Raw genomic sequence first — 16,144 nt, 5'->3', positions numbered from 1 at the left:
ATTCGCCGTTTCATGCCGCGAAAGTGTCGGAAAACCCATTAACTGCGCCGCTCCCGGACGCTATGGGTGGCACAGGCCCGGTGCCTCGCACCGGGTGGGAGGGGACTAAATCGGGAATCGTGCCACATGAGCTTCAAATCCGACATCGAGATCGCCCGCGAGGCGAACAAGAAACCCATTCAGGAGATCGGCGCCAAGCTCGGCATGTCCAGCGACGACCTGCTGCCCTACGGCCATGACAAGGCCAAGGTCAGCCAGCGCCTCATCGACAGCGTACAGGACAACCCGGACGGCAAGCTGATCCTGGTTACCGCGATCAACCCGACACCGGCGGGAGAGGGCAAGACCACCACCACCGTGGGTCTGGGCGACGGGCTGAACGCGATCGGCAAAAAGGCCGCGATCTGCATCCGCGAGGCCAGCCTCGGCCCCTGTTTCGGGATGAAGGGGGGCGCGGCCGGTGGCGGCTATGCCCAGGTGGTCCCGATGGAAGAGATGAACCTGCACTTCACCGGCGATTTCCACGCCATCACCAGCGCCCACAACCTGCTGGCGGCGATGATCGACAACCACATCTACTGGGGCAACGAGTTGGAGATTGACGAGCGCCGGGTGGTCTGGCGCCGGGTGATGGACATGAACGATCGCGCCCTGCGCGATATCGTGACCAGCCTGGGCGGCGTCACCAACGGTTTTCCGCGCCAGACCGGGTTCGACATCACCGTCGCCTCCGAGGTGATGGCGATCCTGTGCCTGGCCACCTCGCTAACCGATCTGCAAAAGCGGCTGGGCGACATCATCGTCGCCTATCGTCGCGACCGCAGCCCGATCTACTGCCGCGACATCAAGGCCGACGGCGCGATGACCGTCCTGCTCAAGGATGCGATGCAGCCCAACCTGGTGCAGACGCTGGAGAACAACCCGGCCTTTGTCCACGGCGGCCCGTTTGCCAACATCGCCCATGGCTGCAACAGCGTGATCGCCACCACCACGGCATTGAAACTGGCCGATTACGTGGTCACCGAGGCCGGCTTCGGCGCCGACCTGGGGGCCGAGAAATTCATGAACATCAAGTGCCGCAAGGCCGGGCTTGCGCCCTCGGCGGTGGTCGTGGTCGCCACCGTGCGCGCGATGAAGATGAACGGCGGCGTCGCCAAGGGCGACCTGGGCGAAGAGAACGTCGCGGCGGTCGAGGCCGGCTGCCCGAACCTGGGCCGGCATATCGAGAACGTTAAATCCTTCGGCGTCCCCGTCGTGGTGGCGATCAACCACTTCGTCTCGGATACCGACGCCGAGATCGAGGCGGTCCGCGACTACGTCGCCTCGATGGGTTCCGAGGCGATTCTGTGCAAGCACTGGGCGCTGGGCTCGGAAGGTACGCTCGACCTGGCCGCCCGCGTGGCCGAGATCGCCGATGCGGACATGGCCAATTTCGCGCCGCTTTATCCTGACGAGATGGGCCTGTTCGAAAAGATCGAGACCATCGCCAAGCGCATCTATCGCGCCGACGAGGTGCTGGCCGATCAGAAGATCCGCACCCAGTTGAAGGAATGGGAGGCCGCGGGCTACGGCAACCTGCCGGTCTGCATGGCCAAGACCCAGTACAGCTTTACCACCGACCCGAACCGGCGCGGCGCGCCCACCGGCCACTCGGTGCCAGTGCGCGAGGTGCGGCTGAGCGCCGGGGCCGGCTTCGTCGTGGTGATCTGCGGCGAGATCATGACCATGCCGGGCCTGCCGCGGGTGCCCTCGGCCGAAGCGATCATGCTCAACGACCTGGGCCAGATCGAGGGGCTGTTCTGATGTATCGGCTGGCGCTGGCAAGTCTGCTTCTGGCAATGCCTGCCAGCGCGCAGGAGTGGTTCCTGCATGACTATGGCGAACTCCGGGCTTATCACGGCGATTGGCTCGCGGTCTGTGACGATGGCGGCAACGGTCCTTGCCGCGTGGTGCAGACCGGGGTGGACCCCGGCTCCAACGCCTATTTCGACCAACGGCTCGCGGCGCATCGCATCGACGCCTCGCCTGACTGGGTGATCGAGGTGATGGACCGGGACATGCCCGCCGCCGCGCTGACCGAGCTGCGGTTTCGGTTCGACGGGCAGGAGGTCGCGGTGCAGCCCCCGGCCTGGACCGTGGGCGACATGCGCTCGTCCAATGCCGTCGACACGGTAACGATCCGCGATCCCGACCTTGCGCATGAGCTTGTCGCGCGTATGAAGGCGGGAAACCGGGTGAGCGTCACCTATGCGCCGACCGGCGCGGGCGACGGAAGCGCCAGCTTTCCTCTGCGCGGGGTGACGGCGGCGATGAACGCGGCAGAGGCGCGCGTTCTGGCACGGCAGGAGTAAAAGGGACTGAACATGACAGCACAGATCATCGACGGCAAAGCCTTTGCCGCCACGGTACGCGGCCAGGTCGCCGAGCAGGTGGCGCGCCTGAAATCCGATCACGGCATCACCCCGGGCCTTGCGGTGGTGCTGGTGGGCGAGGACCCGGCCAGCCAGGTCTATGTCCGCTCCAAGGGCAAGCAGACCGTCGAGGTCGGCATGAACTCCTACGAGCACAAGCTCGACGCCGACACCTCCGAGGCCGATCTTCTGGCGCTGATCGACCAGCTCAACGCCGATCCGGCGGTGCATGGCATCCTTGTCCAACTGCCGCTGCCCGGCCACCTGGACGAGGCGCTGGTGATCAACGCCATCGACCCGGCCAAGGACGTGGACGGATTTCACATCTCCAACGTCGGGCTGCTGGCGACCGGGCAGAAATCCATGGTGCCCTGCACGCCGCTGGGCTGCCTGATGATGCTGCGCGACCACTTGGGCGGCCTGTCGGGGCTCAACGCGGTGGTGGTCGGGCGCTCCAACATCGTCGGCAAGCCGATGGCACAGCTTCTGCTGCGCGACAGCTGCACCGTGACCGTCGCCCACAGCCGCACCAAGGACATCCAGGAGGTTACCCGTCGCGCCGACATCGTCGTCGCCGCTGTCGGGCGCCCCGAGATGGTCACCGGCGACTGGATCAAGCCCGGTGCGACGGTGATCGACGTGGGCATCAACCGCATCGACGCCCCCGAAAAGGGCGAGGGAAAGACGCGGCTGGTCGGCGATTGCCATTTCGACAGCTGCGCCGAGGTGGCCGGCGCCATCACCCCGGTGCCCGGCGGTGTCGGCCCGATGACCATCGCTTGCCTGCTGGCCAACACGCTGACTGCCTGCTGCCGCGCCAATGCGCTGGCCGAGCCCGAAGGGCTGACCGCGTAACGAACTGCCCGGGCGGTCACACGCGGAGATCTTGTGGCAAGACGACGAAAGGGCGGCCCATGTGGCCGCCCTTTCCCGTGATGCCCCGGCTCTCATGCTTGTGTCGGGGACAGGAACAGCTGCAGGCTGCGGCCGAGGAAGCTCCCGGCACAAAGGCCCGTGACCGCCGGAAAGAGGATCAGAAAGGCGGTTGCGCCGATGGCATCGGGGGCAGTTGCTCGTAGCACGCCGGTAGCAAAGCTCGCCCCGAAGATCGTCAGCACCACCAAAAGCGTCAGCCATTCGCCGCGCAGGGTCACCCGCCACCCTGCGCGCGCCACCAGCCAGCGGCGCTGAAGCGCATACCCGGACGCCGTGCCGAGGCCATAGGCCAACAGCCAGGCCCCCCAGACCAGGAATGGCGCGGGCAGATGCGCCAGGGTGTTGAGGGTGATCCCGCCCAGCAGCGGCAGAAACAGATAGGGGGCCAGCGACGTCTCGCGCGAGCGCGCCGCGCGCAGCCCCACGACCAGCAGCAGCACCAGAAGCGGCCAGACCCAAAGCGGGGCTTTTGTCAGGAACATGCTCATTGGCGCCCCCCTCCCCGGTGGCCGGGCCGGTTGAGGATGGGCATTGGTCGCGGCGCGCGCGATTGCATGGCGTGGGCCTGTAACAGGGCGGGGCGGGATGGGAGCAGAGTCATGGGACCTCGGTTATTGTTTCTTGATAAGGCACGGGCGAACGTGGCAGTTTCACGCGTGTCACCGCAAAGCCTGTTGCGCGGGGGGCTGGCCGAACTTCGTGAAATGCAGGGAAACCAACGTTGATGTCGTCCACGCATCGTGAATGGGGCCTGCCGGCGCGCGTGATCGCCGCCTGGATCCTGTTCACTGTCTTCGCGGCGGCGGCGGGGCCGTTCGGCACCCTCGAAAGCCTCTCCCCGGGCGGGCGCATCGCCTATTGGGGCGGAACTGTCGCCCTGGGGATCGGGCTGACCCTTTTGCGTCTCCACCTGTTGCGCGGTGTGTCCTGGGCCGTCAGGCTGGCGGCGCAACTCCCCTACAGCCTGGCCGTGGCGGGCACAGTCCATGTCCTGAACCTGTTCGTGTTCCCGGGATGGGGTGGATGGACGGATTTCCTCTACCTGTTCGGCGTGGTGCTGCTCACGGTGACGGTCATTACCGTCGCTGCGATGGTCTGGACGCGGGGCGCTGCCCCCGGACCGGCAGCGGCGCAGCCCCACGATGTGCCCCCCGAACCCCCCGAGGCCCAATTTCTGCGCCGCCTGCCGTCGGACAGGCGCGGACCGCTGATCCGACTGGAGGCGCAGGACCATTACCTGAATGTTGTGACCGGTGCCGGCGCGGCGTTGATCCTGATGCGGATCTCCGACGCCGAGGCCGAGCTTGCCGGCGTCGAGGGACTGCGCGTGCACCGGTCGCATTGGGTGGCGCGGGCTGCGGTGCGGCACCACCTGCGCCGCGACGGACGCGATTTCCTCGTCCTGCGCGATGGCGTCGAGGTTCCGGTGTCACGCTCTTGCCGCCCGGCGGTGGTTGCGGCGGGGCTGATCTAGTTCGGCGCCGCTGGCACCGGCACCATGGTGCCGGTCAGCACGGCGACCAACGTCTCGCTGTTGCCGTCAATCGCATGGACCTCGGCCGAGACCACCACCAGCCGCCGACCGGGCTTGATGACCTTCCCGGTGGCGCGCAGAAGCTCGCCCCGGCCGGGGGCGAGCAGGTTGATCTTGATCTCCGCCGTCATCACCTCGCTCTCGTCGGGCATCACGCTCAGCGCGCTGTAACCGGCGGCGGTATCCCCCAGCGCAAAGGTCAGAGCCGCATGCGCCACCCCGTGCTGCTGGCGGCTGCCCGGCAGGATCGGCGCCGAGATCACCACGCGGCCCGGCGCCACGCTGTCCAGCCGCGCGCCCAGCGTTTCCATCATGCTCTGGCTTGCAAAGCTCTGTTCGATACGCTGTTGCGGATCCATGCCGGTGCTCCTGTTCTGGTCGGCACAACCCTACCGGCAAGGCCGCGGGTTCCTACCCGCTTGACGTCACGAGAAATTGTGCCAATACATGATGTATTTTCCAAAATTGTAAGTTTAAGGTCAATGTATTAGGTCCGATTGAATGGCATGCGATTGACGTTTCTTGCAAACTGGCTCTCCAAGGCGCGCCGTTTCGTTCCGATCTCGCGGGGCGAGGCAGTGGTCGTGCCGGTGGTGTGCTTTCTCGCGGGGTATACCGGCCCGTTCGGCACCTACAGCCTTGACCTGGGTTACCGGTTGTCGTTCTGGACGCTGGTCATCGTCACCTCGGTGGTGATGGGCGGGTGGTGCACGCGCCTGGCGCACCGGCTGGTCGATCAGCGGTGGCCCTGGCTGCGGGATCTTGTCGTTGTCGGCCTGATGACCACCCTTTTCGGCCCGGTCCTGATCGGGCTCAGCGCCGAATTCCTCACGGCCAGTTTCACCTCATTCGCCGATGTGGCGCATTATCTGCAATACGTCGCGATCATTTCGCTTTGCGTCACTACAAGCCGCCGCATCGTCACGCACCGGCGGCAGGGGGGCTCGACTGTCCCGGAGGAGGAACCGGATGCGACGGTGGAAACACCATCGCCCGAAGCGCCGCCTCAACCCCGGCTGATGCGCCGCCTGCCGGAGGGGTTCGCGGGGCCGATCCTGCGGCTGACGGTCGAGGATCACTTTGTCGACGTGATCGCCCCGCAGGACAGGCACCGCCTGCGCCTGCGTTTCGCCGATGCCGTCGACGAGATGGACCCGGTCGCAGGGTTTTACACCCACAGGTCGCACTGGGTGGCCCGTGATGCGGTCGATCGACTCGAGCGCGAGGGTGGCCGTCTGGTCGTGGTTCTCATCAATGGTGACCGCGTGCCGGTCAGTCGGACCTATCGGCCACAAGTCGAACAGGCGGCCTGATCGGCGTGTTCAGCGCGGCATCGGGACGGCATGTACCTCGGGTCCGGTCATCAGCGCCAGCGCCTCGGGGCGCATCAGCGTGACAAGCGCCGTGTCATCGCTGCGCAACCCGCCGGTATAGGTGCCATAGGCGGGCAGGATCACCCGGTCGCGGTCGAGCAGGAAGGCCGGTCGCGTCACCGCCCGGCCCCGGCTGCGGATCGTTGCCTTGGGGTGATAATGCCCTGACACCTCACCGCTGGCGCCGGGTCGCGCAATATGGCGAAAGGTCAGCGGCGCCACCGGCAGTTCGGTCAACTGCGTTCCGGCCAGGTCGATCGGGCCGGGATCGTGATTGCCCTCGATCCAGACCCAGCGCCGCCCGGCCTGCAGCTTGGCAAGCCAAAGCCGTTCCTCCTCGGGCAGGGCGTGGGCGGCGTCGAGATCGTCGAAACTGTCGCCCAGGCACACCACGATGCGGGCCTGGCTGCGGGCCAGGTCGGCGGCCAGCCGGTTGAGCGTGTCGCGGGTGTCATAGGGCGGAAGCGGGCCACCGCCACGCCGCGCGATCCGCTCGGATTTGCCCAGGTGCAGGTCCGAGACGCACAAAAGCGAACGGTCCGGCCACCACAGCGCGCCGGTCCCCAAGGCCACCAGCGATACGCCGGCAAGGGTGAATTCATGCCCGTTCATACATGGTTCGATGCCGGGCGCGGGCGAAAAAGGCAAGGGGGATCACACGCCTGTCATCCCCGCGCAGGCGGGGATCCCTCTACCTCGGCCTGCTGCAACGCCGCCAGTCCCGAGGCCTGCATCAGCCGCGCCGCCTCTTCCGCCATCAGCCGTTCCTCGGCCTGGCCGGCGACCGGCACCTTGCCGACCTCCAGCAACAGCGGCGCGGCCAGCGGCGTGATCCGCTCGAGCCGCATATGGTCGATGCGACCGCCGATCCGCTCCAGCATCTCCTCGATCCGGCCGAAATCGACCAGTCCGCGCTCGGCCTCCGTCCGGGTGATCCGCAGCATCAGGTGGCCGGGATCGTATTTCTGCAAGGTGTCGTACAGGATGTCCGAGGAAAACGTTGCCTGCCGCCCGGTCTTGCGCTGGGCCGCCGGGATGTTGCGTTCGATCAGCCCGGCGATGGTGGCGCTGGCGCGAAAGGTGCGCTTCATTACCGCGTTGCCGGCCAGCCACCCCTCCAGCCCGTCGCGCAGGGCCTCGGGGTCGAACAGCGGCGCGGGGTCTTCCAGCGGTTCCAGCCCCCAGATCAGCGTGGCGTAATCGCTGGCAACGAAGCCCAGCGGCGCCAGCCCCAACGCCTCCATCCGCTTGGTCAGCAACAGCCCCAGCGTCTGTTGCGCGTTGCGCCCGGCGAAACCGTAGACGCAGGCGTGTTCGCGCCCGTCATGGGGAAAGCTCTCGACCAGCAGGCGCCCGGCGCGCGGCAGGCGCGAGACCGCGCGCTGCAACGCCAGCCACTCGGCGGTGTGGCGCGGCAGTTGTGGCCAGTCGCCTTGCGCGAAGAGGTCAAGGATACGCGCGCTCAACTGGGTCGAGGTGGCGAATTTCGTGCCCGAGAAGGTGGCAATCTTGGGCTTGCGACCGGCATCCCGGCTGACCTCCACCGTCATCTCGCGCAGCCCTTCGTAGCGCACGATCTTTCCCCCGATGAGAAAGGTGTCGCCGGCGGTGAGCGTGGCGGCAAAGCCTTCCTCGACCTCGCCCAGCGGCTTGCCGCCGCGCCCGCGCATCCGCACCTTGAGCCTGTCACTGTCCTGGATCGTGCCGATGTTCATCCGGATCCGCTGGGCGCTGCGCGGATCGCGCAGTTGCCATCGCCCGTCGGGCCGCTGCTGCAATCGCTGCCACTTGTCATAGGCGCGCAGGGCATAACCGCCGGTGGCGCAGAACTGCAGGCAATCATCGAAGTCGGCGCGGCTCAGCCCGGAATAAGGCCCGGCGCTGCGCAGCTCGTCAAAGAGCGCACCGGCCTCGAACGGCCCGGCGCAGGCGGCGATCAGGATCTGCTGGCACAGCACGTCAAGCGGGCCGTCGCCGCGTGGTTCCCCGTCCAGCGCATGATCGCGCACCGCCTCCAGCGCAGCGACGCATTCGACCACCTCGAAGCGGTTGGCCGGCACCAGCAGCGCCTTGGACGGCGCGTTGTAGCGGTGGTTGGCCCGCCCGATCCGCTGCACCAGCCGCTTGACGTTCTTCGGCGCACCGACCTGGATCACCAGGTCCACGTCGCCCCAGTCGATCCCCAGGTCGAGGCTGCCGGTACAGACGATGGCGCGCAGCTCGCCCCGCACCATCGCCGCCTCCACCCGCTCGCGCTGGGCGCGGTCGAGGCTGCCGTGATGAATGCCGATCGGCAGCCCGTCGTCATTGGCCAGCCACAGCTTGTGGAAAAAGATCTCGGCCTGGGCGCGGGTGTTGTGAAAGATCAGCGTGGTGCGGTGCTTGCGAATCTGCGCCATCACTGCCGGGATCGCATGGGCCGCCCCGCCGCCGGCCCAGGGCGGCAGCGCCTCGGTTTCCAGCATGGCGATATCCGGATCGGGACCGGGATCGGCCAGCACGATGTCGCAGGGATCGGGATGACGCGCCAGCAACCGCGCCATCGCCTGCGGATCCTCGACCGTCGCCGACAGCCCGACACGGCGCAACCCGGGGCAGAGCCGTTGCAGCCGCGCCAGCGCCAGCATCAGCTGATCGCCGCGTTTGGATTCGGCCAGCGCGTGGATCTCGTCTACGACCACCCGTTTCAGCCCGGAAAACGTACGATCCGCGTCCTCGTAAGAGGTCAGCAGCGCCAGGCTCTCGGGGGTGGTCAGCAGGATATGGGGCGGGTCGGCGCGCTGGCGTTTCTTGCGGCTGGCCGGCGTGTCGCCGGTGCGGTCGTCGATGCGGATCGGCAGGCCGATCTCTTCGACCGGGGTGCGCAGGTTGCGCTTGATGTCGGCGGCCAGCGCCTTGAGTGGCGAGACGTAAAGCGTGTGCAGCCCGTCGGGGGGATCCTCGCCCAGCTCGGCCAGGGTGGGCAGGAAGCCGGCCATGGTCTTGCCGCCGCCGGTGGGCGCGATCAACAGGGTGGCCGGATCATCGGCCCGTTCCAGCATCGCGCGTTGATGCGGATGAAGCGACCAGCCTTTCGCGGCGAACCAGTCCCGGAGTTTCGGGGGCAGGGTCAAGGCGCGGATCGCGCCCCTCGCCTCCAAACCGCCGGTTTGGGGCGGTCCGCTCACCCCTTGTCGGCTGTGGGCGGCAGGCCGGCGACCAGCGCGGCGAGCTCCTCGGAGAACCGCTCCGACCCCACGCCGGGGGCTTCCTCGGTCCATTTGGAGAACCGCGCGAGCAGCGGCAGAAAGGTGTCACGCTCGTCCTGGGTCCAGCCCGACAGGAAATCACCCATCAAAAGGTACTTGTACCGCCGGACCGCGCGCACGATCGTCTTGCCGTCCTCGGTCAGCTCGACGATGGTGCGGCGCGCATCCTGCTGGCTGACCGCGCGGCGCGCCAGCCCCTTGGGAATCAACTCGCTGACCAGCCGCGAGGCGCGTGAGGGGTCGATGCCCAGCCGCTCGGCCACGGTCGAGACCATGGTTTCCTGGCCTTCCTTGCATCGGAACTCCCGGGACGGGGCCCAGATCGCCATCAGCACGTCGAGTTGCGCCAGGTCCAGCCGGTCGGCCAGTTGCAGGTGGCGCAGCGCGCTCGCGCCCAACTCGCGCTTGTGCCAGCGCCGCCGCCACTGTTGCATCACCGCGTCGATTTCCAGCGCCGAGTCCACCGCGCGTGGCTCTATGCCCGCCCGGAAAAGAAAATCCCGCATCTGATCGTCGCGCGAAGCCATGCCGCCGCCCTCTTGCCGTGCCCCTCTGTGCCCCGCGCCGTGCAAATTGTCAATTGCATGCTGTTGACACGTAAATGCATGTCGCACATAAATGCGGATAGCAAGTTAACTCCCCGACTTGGCGGCCCGCTGGTTTTTCTTGGCTTTCCCACGGGTCGCCGCCTTTTCCACGAATTTTTCAGGATTGGTTTGACGTGACGACTTCCTCCGCCCCGACAGAGTCCACGCCGCCCGGGGACAATCACGCCGACAAGATGCGCGTTCGCCTTGCCGTTCTGGCGGCGGCGGCGGTGCTTTTCGCGGCCTCGCTGGGCCAGACCAGCGTCACGCCGGCGCTGCCGATCATCGTCGGGCAGCTGGGCGGGCTGGAGCATATCACCTGGGTGGTCACCGCCTATCTGCTGGCCTCGACCGTCGGCGCGCCGGTGATGGGCAAGATGGGCGATCTGTTCGGGCGTCGGGCGGTGCTTCAGGCCGGGATCGGGGTTTTCCTGACCGGCGCGTTGATCTGTGCGCTGGCCCCCAGCATGGCGGTTCTGGTCCTCGGGCGTTTCGTGCAGGGGCTGGGCGGTGGCGGGCTGATCGTGGTGGCGATGGCCTCGGTCGCTGACGTGCTGCCGCCGCGCGAACGTGGCAAGGTGCAGGGCGCGTTGGGCGCCGTGTTCGGGGTGTCCACCGTGGTCGGGCCGCTGGCCGGCGGCTTTCTCGCCCAACACCTGGGCTGGCAGTGGATTTTCTGGGTCAACCTGCCGATCGGGCTGGTGGCCCTCGTGGTGCTCAGCCTGTCGCTGGCGGCACGCCCGCCCCGTGCGCGCCCCGCGATCGACTATCTTGGCGCGGTCCTGCTGGCGGCGACACTGTCCTGCACGGTGCTGATCTTTTCCACCGGCGGTGTCAGCCTGGCCTGGGACAGCGCCGGGATGGCGGTGCTGGCGTCGGGGCTGGTGCTGTCCTTTGCGGGGTTCATCCTGGCAGAGCGCGCGGCGACCGAACCGATCCTGCCGCTCTCGCTGTTTAGGCTCAACAATTTCGTCGTGGCCAACCTGACCGGGGTGATGGTCGGCGGCGCGATGTTCGGTACCATCACCTTCATTCCGATGTTCATGCAGGTGGTCAAGGGCATGGCGCCCTCGCCCTCGGGGATGTTCATGACGCCGATGATGCTGGGGCTGGTCGGGACCTCGATGCTGGCCGGGCGGGTCATGGCGCGCACTGGGCGCTACCGGTTGCTGCCGGTGGTCTCGACGCTGATCCTTGCGCTGGGCATGTCGGGCATGGCGACGGTCGGACCGGATACGCCCAACGCGCTGATCGTGCTGTTTGTCTTCGTCGCCGGGGTCGGGATCGGCCCGGTGATGAGCGTGGGCGTTACCGCGATCCAGAATGCCGTGCCGCTGGAAACCGTCGGCGTGGGCACCGCCAGCGCCAACATGTTCCGGCTGATCGGCGGCGCGATCGGGACGGCGGTCTTCGGCGCCATGTTCGCCACCGGGCTGGCGGCGCGTCTGGCGGCGCTTGGCCTGGACGGGATCGGGCAGGGCGGGCGGCTCACCCCCGCCGTGATGAGGGCACTGGCACCGGAGCAGCACGCGCAGGTCACCGCCGCCATCGCCGAGGCGCTGCACCCGGTGTTCTGGTGTGCCGCGGTCCTCGGTCTGCTGGCCAGCCTCGCGGGCCTGCTCATGCGGGAACTGCCGCTGGAGGATGCGCAGATGCCCAAGCGCGCCGCACCGGCAGAGTGATCACTTGATGATCTTGGAGTCGCGCACGAACATGTTGTCCCAGGCCCGGTCGATCAGCTCGGGCGTCATCTGGTAGGGGATGCCCTCGAATTCGCAGATCGAGATGATCTGGTCGATCAGAAACACCGGCTGATAGTTGGCATAGACGTTGTCGATCGTCGGGTATTTTTCCTTCAGCAGGTAGATTAGCGTACGCTCGTCCAGCGGCATGCCCTTTTTCCGCGCCACCAGCGCAAAGATCTTGAGGAAATCCCCTTGGCTCGGCCCGTCGATCAGGATCTTGAAGAAGATCCGGCGCAGCGCCGCGTGGTCGAAGATCTCGTTGGGGTGGAAGTTGGTCGAGAAGATCACCAGCGTGTCAAAGGGTACTTCGAACTTTTCGCCCGATTGCAGCCCGAGGATGTCCTTGTTCTCTTCCAGCGGCACGATCCAGCGGTTGATCAACGCCTGCGGTGACTCCGCCTGGCGGCCCAGGTCGTCGACGATGAAGATGCCCCCGGTCGACTTGAGCTGAAGCGGCGCCTGGTAGGTCCGCGCGGTGGGGTTGTAGACCAGGTCGAGCATGTCGAGCGACAGCTCGCCCCCTGTCACCACCGTCGGCCGTTCGCAGCAGATGTAACGGGCATCGGCCCGACGGGCGCGGCGCAGGCTGTTCGGGTCGTCGTCCGCCTCGGGGATGGCGGTATGCACAATCGGATCGTATACGGTGATCACCTGACCGGAATATTCGATCGCGCGCGGCACGTAGATGCGGTCGCCCAGGGCGGCGCGGATGCCGTTCGAGATCGAGGATTTTCCGTTGCCGGGCGGGCCGTACATCAGGATCGAGCGCCCGGCGCTGATCGCCGGGCCGAGATGGCCCAGCAGGCTGTCGGGCAGGATCAGGTCCCCCATCGCCCGGGTCAGCTGGTCGCGGGTGACCTGGATGTTGCGGATCGACTGCCGCTTGACCTGTTGCTCATAGACCTTGAGCGGCACCGGCATGGGGCCGAAATACTCCGACTGCGCCAGCGCATCCAGCGCCCGCGACCGTCCCGCGTCGGTCAGCTGATAAGCCATCTCGTTGCCGGCCGCTGCACTCAGCGTGCCGGTGGCCTCCAGCAGCCGTTGGTCGCGGGCCATGTCCACCAGTTCCTGGGTGATCGGAATCGGCAGGCACAATGCCTGCGCGACCTCGCTGACCGTGTCGCAGGCCTTGCGGAACATGGTCTTGAGCAGGATGTCCTGCATCATCACCATGGGCAGTTGCATATCGTCAAGGCTGTGCGGCATTTGCGGGGCGAACGCCGGGGTGGTCTGCATGTTCATGATCTTGGCTTCCGTCGGTCCGGTTCGTCAGGTCCGGACAAGATGGCGGGTCAATGTGGCAGCAGATGGGCGCCTGCGGGGCGGAATGGCGAAGGGCAGGGCGATCAGCGGCCGTAGGTCGCCCCGAGGATCAGGTAAAGCGCCAGCGTCCCGCCCAGCGACAGCCCCATCGGAAATTTCCAGCCGGTATTCCAGCTTTTCCAGCCCGGCGCGATCCGGCGCAGCGGGGTGTATTTTGCCAGCCGGTGGGTGGCGAAGGCGGCCAGGAGGTTGGCGGCGAACAGGGCCAGCAACAGCCGCAGGTCGCCCGGCGCGATGAACGGGGCGGCGGCGGCGGCGAATTTCGCGTCGCCCGCCCCCATCGCCCCCGCTGCGGTCAGCACGAAGCCCACCACCAGAACCGCCAGCATCTGCACCAGCCGCATGCCATAGGTGGGCAGGGGCAGGGCAATCAGCCCGATCAGAAGGAACACCGCCGCAAGTGCAAGAACCGCCTGGTTGGTGATGCGCATCTGGCTGAGGTCGGTGAAACAGACATAGAGGCAGATTGGCAGGACGAGGGGCAGGAACCAAAGCGCCGTTGTGCTGGAGATGGCCATCGGCTCAGCCGGCCTCGAGCGCGCGGAGCGAGCGGACCGCCTCCTCGAAATGCTGCGGATGGGTGCTGATCGCCTCGCGCAAGAGGCCCTTGCCGGTGGTCACGTCGCCCTGTTTGACCGCCGACAACGCCATCGTGTGCAACAGTTGTGCCCGTTCGCTCTGGTCCATCGGGATCACCGGCAGGGTGTAATTTCGCTGTGCGCCCCGGGCCAGCACCAGGTTGTTCTTGGCGGTGAAAAGCGTCGGATCCTGCCGGATGGCGTCCCCGAACAGCCGCTCGGCATCGCTGTAATCGCCGCGGGTCAGCTTGGAGTACCCCCAGTTGTTCAGCACGCCCGAGGGGCGTGTGGTCAGCCCGACGGCGGTTTCGTAAAAGCTGTCGGCGCGTTTCCATTCACGGTTCGCATCCGCCACCATCGCCTCCAGCCGGTAACGCTTGAAGGTTTCATGCGTCGGCGGCACGCTGTCCAAAACCTGCTTGGCGCGTTTCCAGTCGCCGTGGCGGATCAGCGCGTCGGCGAAATCGACCTTGTCCTCGTCGATGGTGTCGGGCATCTCGACCGTCTTGGCCCAGGCCGCCACCGCCTCGGTATTGCGCTTGGCCCGGACCAGAGATTTCGCCAATCCGCGCTGGAGCTCGGCCTTGTCGGGCTTGGTCTTGAGCGCGCGGGTGAAATAATCGACCGCCTCGTTCGGGTCGGCCACGGTCAGCATCACGTCGTTGAGGTTGTTCTCATCAATGACGTTGACGTCCTGGAATGCCCGTTCGACGGTTTCGTCACCCTTCTCGGCGCAGGCCGACAGGGTCAGGGCCGCTGCCAAGCAACCCGGAATCAGGATAAGGTGGCGCATGATGTGCGTCCTTTACTGCTCTCGCCTCGATCATGGTGTCTTGCGGATCAGAAAGTCGCTGCTGCCCCGCCGCACCAATTTGTATTCTTGGTTTTGATGGTCATTATTAACAGGATTTTCCGATTTTGCGAGTGCTAAGCGCAGATTGTCCCGGATTGCGTCACTTTCGCCATTGTCCAGCGCATAGGCCTTGCGAAAGATTGCGCCGGCCTCGGCCAGCTTGCCGCGTTCCATCAGCACCACGCCGAGGTTGTTCCAGGCCTCGGGCCAGTCGGGCGCTGCCTCGACCGCGCGGCGCAGCATGTCCTCGGATTGGCCCAGCCGCCCCAACCCGAGGTTGGCGCTGCCCAGACCGGTCATGATGTCGGGGGTCATGCCGTCCTTTAAGGCCGCGCGGGTAAAGGCGTCGAGCGCCAGCTCGTACTCCCCTGCCGCCATCAATCGGTGCGCGACCTCGACGCTGTCCTCCGCCTGGGCGCGAAGGTTGACCCCGGGCGCAAAGGGGCCGCCTTCGGGGCCTTTGATCCGATCCGGCGCGCAACCGGCCACCGCCGCAGATGCGGCGATGGCCAGGATCCATCTGAACAGCGGTGCGGCCTGCGTCACACCCGGTGGTGCCATGGTTTTCAGTTGCTCATGTTGCTCAGGTCCATGATGCCGCCGACCGAAGGGCCGACAAGGATGATCAGCAGCGGCGGAACCGTGAGCATCATTGTGGCAAGGGTCATTTTGGTTGGCAACTTGTTTGCGGCCTCTTCCGCGCGCATCACGCGCTTGTCACGCATTTCGCCCGCATAGACCCGCAGTGCCTCGGCGATCGAGGTGCCGAAGGTGGCCGATTGGATCAGCACGGTGACGAAGGAGGAAACGTCCTGCACCGCGCAGCGCGTGGCCATGTCGCGCAGCACCCTGTCCTTGTCCTTGCCGGCCTTCATCTCGTAGGCGACGATCTCGAACTCGTCGGCCAGCGCCGGGTAGGAGGCATGCAACTCCTTGGCGACGCGCACGATCGACTGGTCCAGCGACTGGCCGGCCTCGACGCAGACCAGAAGCATGTCCAGAGCGTCGGGAAAGCCGGAGGTGATCTCCTCCTTGCGCGTGGCGACCCGGCGGGTGACCCAGTACTTCGGCGCGAGGTAGCCCACCGCGCCCGGTCCGACCACGTATATCACCAGTTGCTGACTGCTCAGCTCGCCGGCCCCTCCCAGGCTCAGGACGTACAGGAAGCCGGCAAAAAGCCCCAGAATACCCAGCGCGAACTGCGAGAAGTGGAAGAAGCGGACCGCGTCCTTTGACTGGTACCCGGCCTGGCGCAGCGTGAGCTGCATCGCCGACAGTTCTTCGGCGTCCTTCGGTTCGAGGAAGGTGGCAAAGCGTTCCAGCTTCTGGTTGTTGCCGCGCTGGCGCAGCTGGTCCTTTTTCGATTTCTGTTTCGACGCCGCTTCAGTGTCGCGCTTGAGTTTCTTCAGCGGGTCTTCCGGCTGGTTCAGCAGAAGGGGAAGGGTCAGGAGGATCATGAACATCCCCAGGATGCCGACCGCGATCAGCGGGCCGAATTCCCCCAGTTGGTCTGTCAGCAAGTCGTTGATGCGGTTCAGCATATCCATGTCGGA

General features: G+C 66.4%; 16 protein-coding genes. 6 read left to right on the top strand and 10 right to left on the bottom strand.

Translation table 11 applies throughout. The features are described 5' to 3' along the window. Nucleotides 1-126: 126 nt before the first annotated feature. From ABWV23_RS06080 to folD, 3 genes are read left to right on the top strand one after another with little or no spacing between them, the layout of a single operon-like run. A complete protein-coding gene (locus ABWV23_RS06080; protein ID WP_353345996.1) occupies nt 127-1,803 on the top strand; it encodes a formate--tetrahydrofolate ligase in 1,677 nt (558 codons plus the stop codon). Further along, the gene (locus ABWV23_RS06075) at nt 1,803-2,351 is read left to right on the top strand and encodes an invasion associated locus B family protein (protein WP_353345994.1); all 549 of its coding nucleotides are present in this window, start codon (nt 1,803-1,805) and stop codon (nt 2,349-2,351) included. Before ABWV23_RS06080 ends, ABWV23_RS06075 begins: the two co-directional genes overlap by 1 nt. Nucleotides 2,352-2,363: 12 nt before the next feature. Next, a complete protein-coding gene (gene folD / locus ABWV23_RS06070) occupies nt 2,364-3,266 on the top strand; it encodes a bifunctional methylenetetrahydrofolate dehydrogenase/methenyltetrahydrofolate cyclohydrolase FolD (RefSeq protein WP_353345992.1) in 903 nt (300 codons plus the stop codon). A gap of 92 nt (nt 3,267-3,358) precedes the next feature. Here folD and ABWV23_RS06065 read toward each other — a convergent pair whose 3' ends face one another. Continuing rightward, a complete protein-coding gene (locus ABWV23_RS06065; RefSeq protein ID WP_353345990.1) occupies nt 3,359-3,835 on the bottom strand; it encodes a hypothetical protein in 477 nt (158 codons plus the stop codon). Nucleotides 3,836-4,071: 236 nt separating this feature from the next. Here ABWV23_RS06065 and ABWV23_RS06060 point away from each other — a divergent pair, with 236 nt between their 5' ends. Beyond that, nucleotides 4,072-4,821 (top strand): LytTR family DNA-binding domain-containing protein, encoded by a 750-nt coding sequence (locus ABWV23_RS06060; RefSeq protein WP_353345988.1) that lies wholly within the window; start codon nt 4,072-4,074, stop codon nt 4,819-4,821. Here ABWV23_RS06060 and ABWV23_RS06055 read toward each other — a convergent pair. Further along, the gene (locus tag ABWV23_RS06055; RefSeq protein ID WP_353345986.1) at nt 4,818-5,240 is read right to left on the bottom strand and encodes a PaaI family thioesterase; all 423 of its coding nucleotides are present in this window, start codon (nt 5,238-5,240) and stop codon (nt 4,818-4,820) included. The two genes, ABWV23_RS06060 and ABWV23_RS06055, sit on opposite strands and share 4 nt — an antisense overlap. A 153-nt stretch (nt 5,241-5,393) precedes the next feature. Between ABWV23_RS06055 and ABWV23_RS06050 the strand changes: the two genes are divergently transcribed. Beyond that, nucleotides 5,394-6,194 (top strand): LytTR family DNA-binding domain-containing protein, encoded by an 801-nt coding sequence (locus ABWV23_RS06050; protein ID WP_353345984.1) that lies wholly within the window; start codon nt 5,394-5,396, stop codon nt 6,192-6,194. 9 nt (nt 6,195-6,203) lie between these two features. Here ABWV23_RS06050 and pdeM read toward each other — a convergent pair whose 3' ends face one another. The 3 genes from pdeM to ABWV23_RS06035 are packed head-to-tail and all read right to left on the bottom strand — an operon-like array spanning nt 6,204 to nt 10,029. Beyond that, a complete protein-coding gene (gene pdeM, locus ABWV23_RS06045; RefSeq protein WP_353345982.1) occupies nt 6,204-6,866 on the bottom strand; it encodes a ligase-associated DNA damage response endonuclease PdeM in 663 nt (220 codons plus the stop codon). A 53-nt stretch (nt 6,867-6,919) separates the two neighbouring features. Continuing rightward, entirely contained in the window at nt 6,920-9,367 is a 2,448-nt protein-coding gene (locus ABWV23_RS06040) for a ligase-associated DNA damage response DEXH box helicase (protein ID WP_502901608.1), read from the bottom strand. Nucleotides 9,368-9,417: 50 nt separating this feature from the next. Continuing rightward, a complete protein-coding gene (locus tag ABWV23_RS06035) occupies nt 9,418-10,029 on the bottom strand; it encodes a MarR family winged helix-turn-helix transcriptional regulator (protein WP_353345980.1) in 612 nt (203 codons plus the stop codon). A 254-nt stretch (nt 10,030-10,283) separates the two neighbouring features. Here ABWV23_RS06035 and ABWV23_RS06030 point away from each other — a divergent pair, with 254 nt between their 5' ends. Continuing rightward, on the top strand, nt 10,284-11,771 hold the full coding sequence (locus ABWV23_RS06030) for an MDR family MFS transporter (protein ID WP_353345978.1): 1,488 nt from the start codon (nt 10,284-10,286) through the stop codon (nt 11,769-11,771). Here ABWV23_RS06030 and ABWV23_RS06025 read toward each other — a convergent pair whose 3' ends face one another. The 5 genes from ABWV23_RS06025 to ABWV23_RS06005 form a co-directional block, all read right to left on the bottom strand. Further along, complete coding sequence (locus tag ABWV23_RS06025; protein ID WP_353345976.1) at nt 11,772-13,079, bottom strand: DUF8689 domain-containing protein; 1,308 nt, start codon at nt 13,077-13,079, stop codon at nt 11,772-11,774. 104 nt (nt 13,080-13,183) lie between these two features. Beyond that, nucleotides 13,184-13,678 carry a prepilin peptidase gene (locus tag ABWV23_RS06020; RefSeq protein WP_353345974.1) on the bottom strand — a complete coding sequence of 165 codons (495 nt, stop codon included), beginning with the start codon at nt 13,676-13,678 and terminating at the stop codon, nt 13,184-13,186. Nucleotides 13,679-13,682: 4 nt separating this feature from the next. Beyond that, a complete protein-coding gene (locus ABWV23_RS06015) occupies nt 13,683-14,531 on the bottom strand; it encodes a tetratricopeptide repeat protein (RefSeq protein WP_353345972.1) in 849 nt (282 codons plus the stop codon). Nucleotides 14,532-14,561: 30 nt separating this feature from the next. Further along, nucleotides 14,562-15,137, bottom strand: a complete 576-nt coding sequence (locus ABWV23_RS06010) for a tetratricopeptide repeat protein (RefSeq protein WP_502901602.1) — start codon at nt 15,135-15,137, stop codon at nt 14,562-14,564. A 20-nt stretch (nt 15,138-15,157) separates the two neighbouring features. Then, complete coding sequence (locus tag ABWV23_RS06005) at nt 15,158-16,138, bottom strand: type II secretion system F family protein (protein WP_353345970.1); 981 nt, start codon at nt 16,136-16,138, stop codon at nt 15,158-15,160. Nucleotides 16,139-16,144 lie beyond the last annotated feature (6 nt).

Origin of the sequence: Aquicoccus sp. SU-CL01552 (assembly GCF_040365005.1) — a bacterium.
GTDB lineage: Bacteria > Pseudomonadota > Alphaproteobacteria > Rhodobacterales > Rhodobacteraceae > Antarcticimicrobium.
The sequence above is the reverse complement of the archived record's forward strand: the minus strand, read 5'-3'. Positions and strand labels throughout refer to the sequence as shown.

Bases quoted from the DNA above. Each gene is read 5' to 3' on its own strand.
- ABWV23_RS06020 (WP_353345974.1), bottom strand. From the start codon at position 13,678: ATGGCCATCTCCAGCACAACGGCGCTTTGGTTCCTGCCCCTCGTCCTG.
- ABWV23_RS06005 (WP_353345970.1), bottom strand. From the start codon at position 16,138: ATGGATATGCTGAACCGCATCAACGACTTGCTGACAGACCAACTGGGG.
- ABWV23_RS06015 (WP_353345972.1), bottom strand. From the start codon at position 14,531: ATGCGCCACCTTATCCTGATTCCGGGTTGCTTGGCAGCGGCCCTGACC.
- ABWV23_RS06055 (WP_353345986.1), bottom strand. From the start codon at position 5,240: ATGGATCCGCAACAGCGTATCGAACAGAGCTTTGCAAGCCAGAGCATG.
- pdeM (WP_353345982.1), bottom strand. From the start codon at position 6,866: ATGAACGGGCATGAATTCACCCTTGCCGGCGTATCGCTGGTGGCCTTG.
- ABWV23_RS06030 (WP_353345978.1), top strand. From the start codon at position 10,284: ATGCGCGTTCGCCTTGCCGTTCTGGCGGCGGCGGCGGTGCTTTTCGCG.
- ABWV23_RS06075 (WP_353345994.1), top strand. From the start codon at position 1,803: ATGTATCGGCTGGCGCTGGCAAGTCTGCTTCTGGCAATGCCTGCCAGC.
- ABWV23_RS06035 (WP_353345980.1), bottom strand. From the start codon at position 10,029: ATGGCTTCGCGCGACGATCAGATGCGGGATTTTCTTTTCCGGGCGGGC.
- folD (WP_353345992.1), top strand. From the start codon at position 2,364: ATGACAGCACAGATCATCGACGGCAAAGCCTTTGCCGCCACGGTACGC.
- ABWV23_RS06060 (WP_353345988.1), top strand. From the start codon at position 4,072: ATGTCGTCCACGCATCGTGAATGGGGCCTGCCGGCGCGCGTGATCGCC.
- ABWV23_RS06025 (WP_353345976.1), bottom strand. From the start codon at position 13,079: ATGAACATGCAGACCACCCCGGCGTTCGCCCCGCAAATGCCGCACAGC.
- ABWV23_RS06065 (WP_353345990.1), bottom strand. From the start codon at position 3,835: ATGAGCATGTTCCTGACAAAAGCCCCGCTTTGGGTCTGGCCGCTTCTG.
- ABWV23_RS06080 (WP_353345996.1), top strand. From the start codon at position 127: ATGAGCTTCAAATCCGACATCGAGATCGCCCGCGAGGCGAACAAGAAA.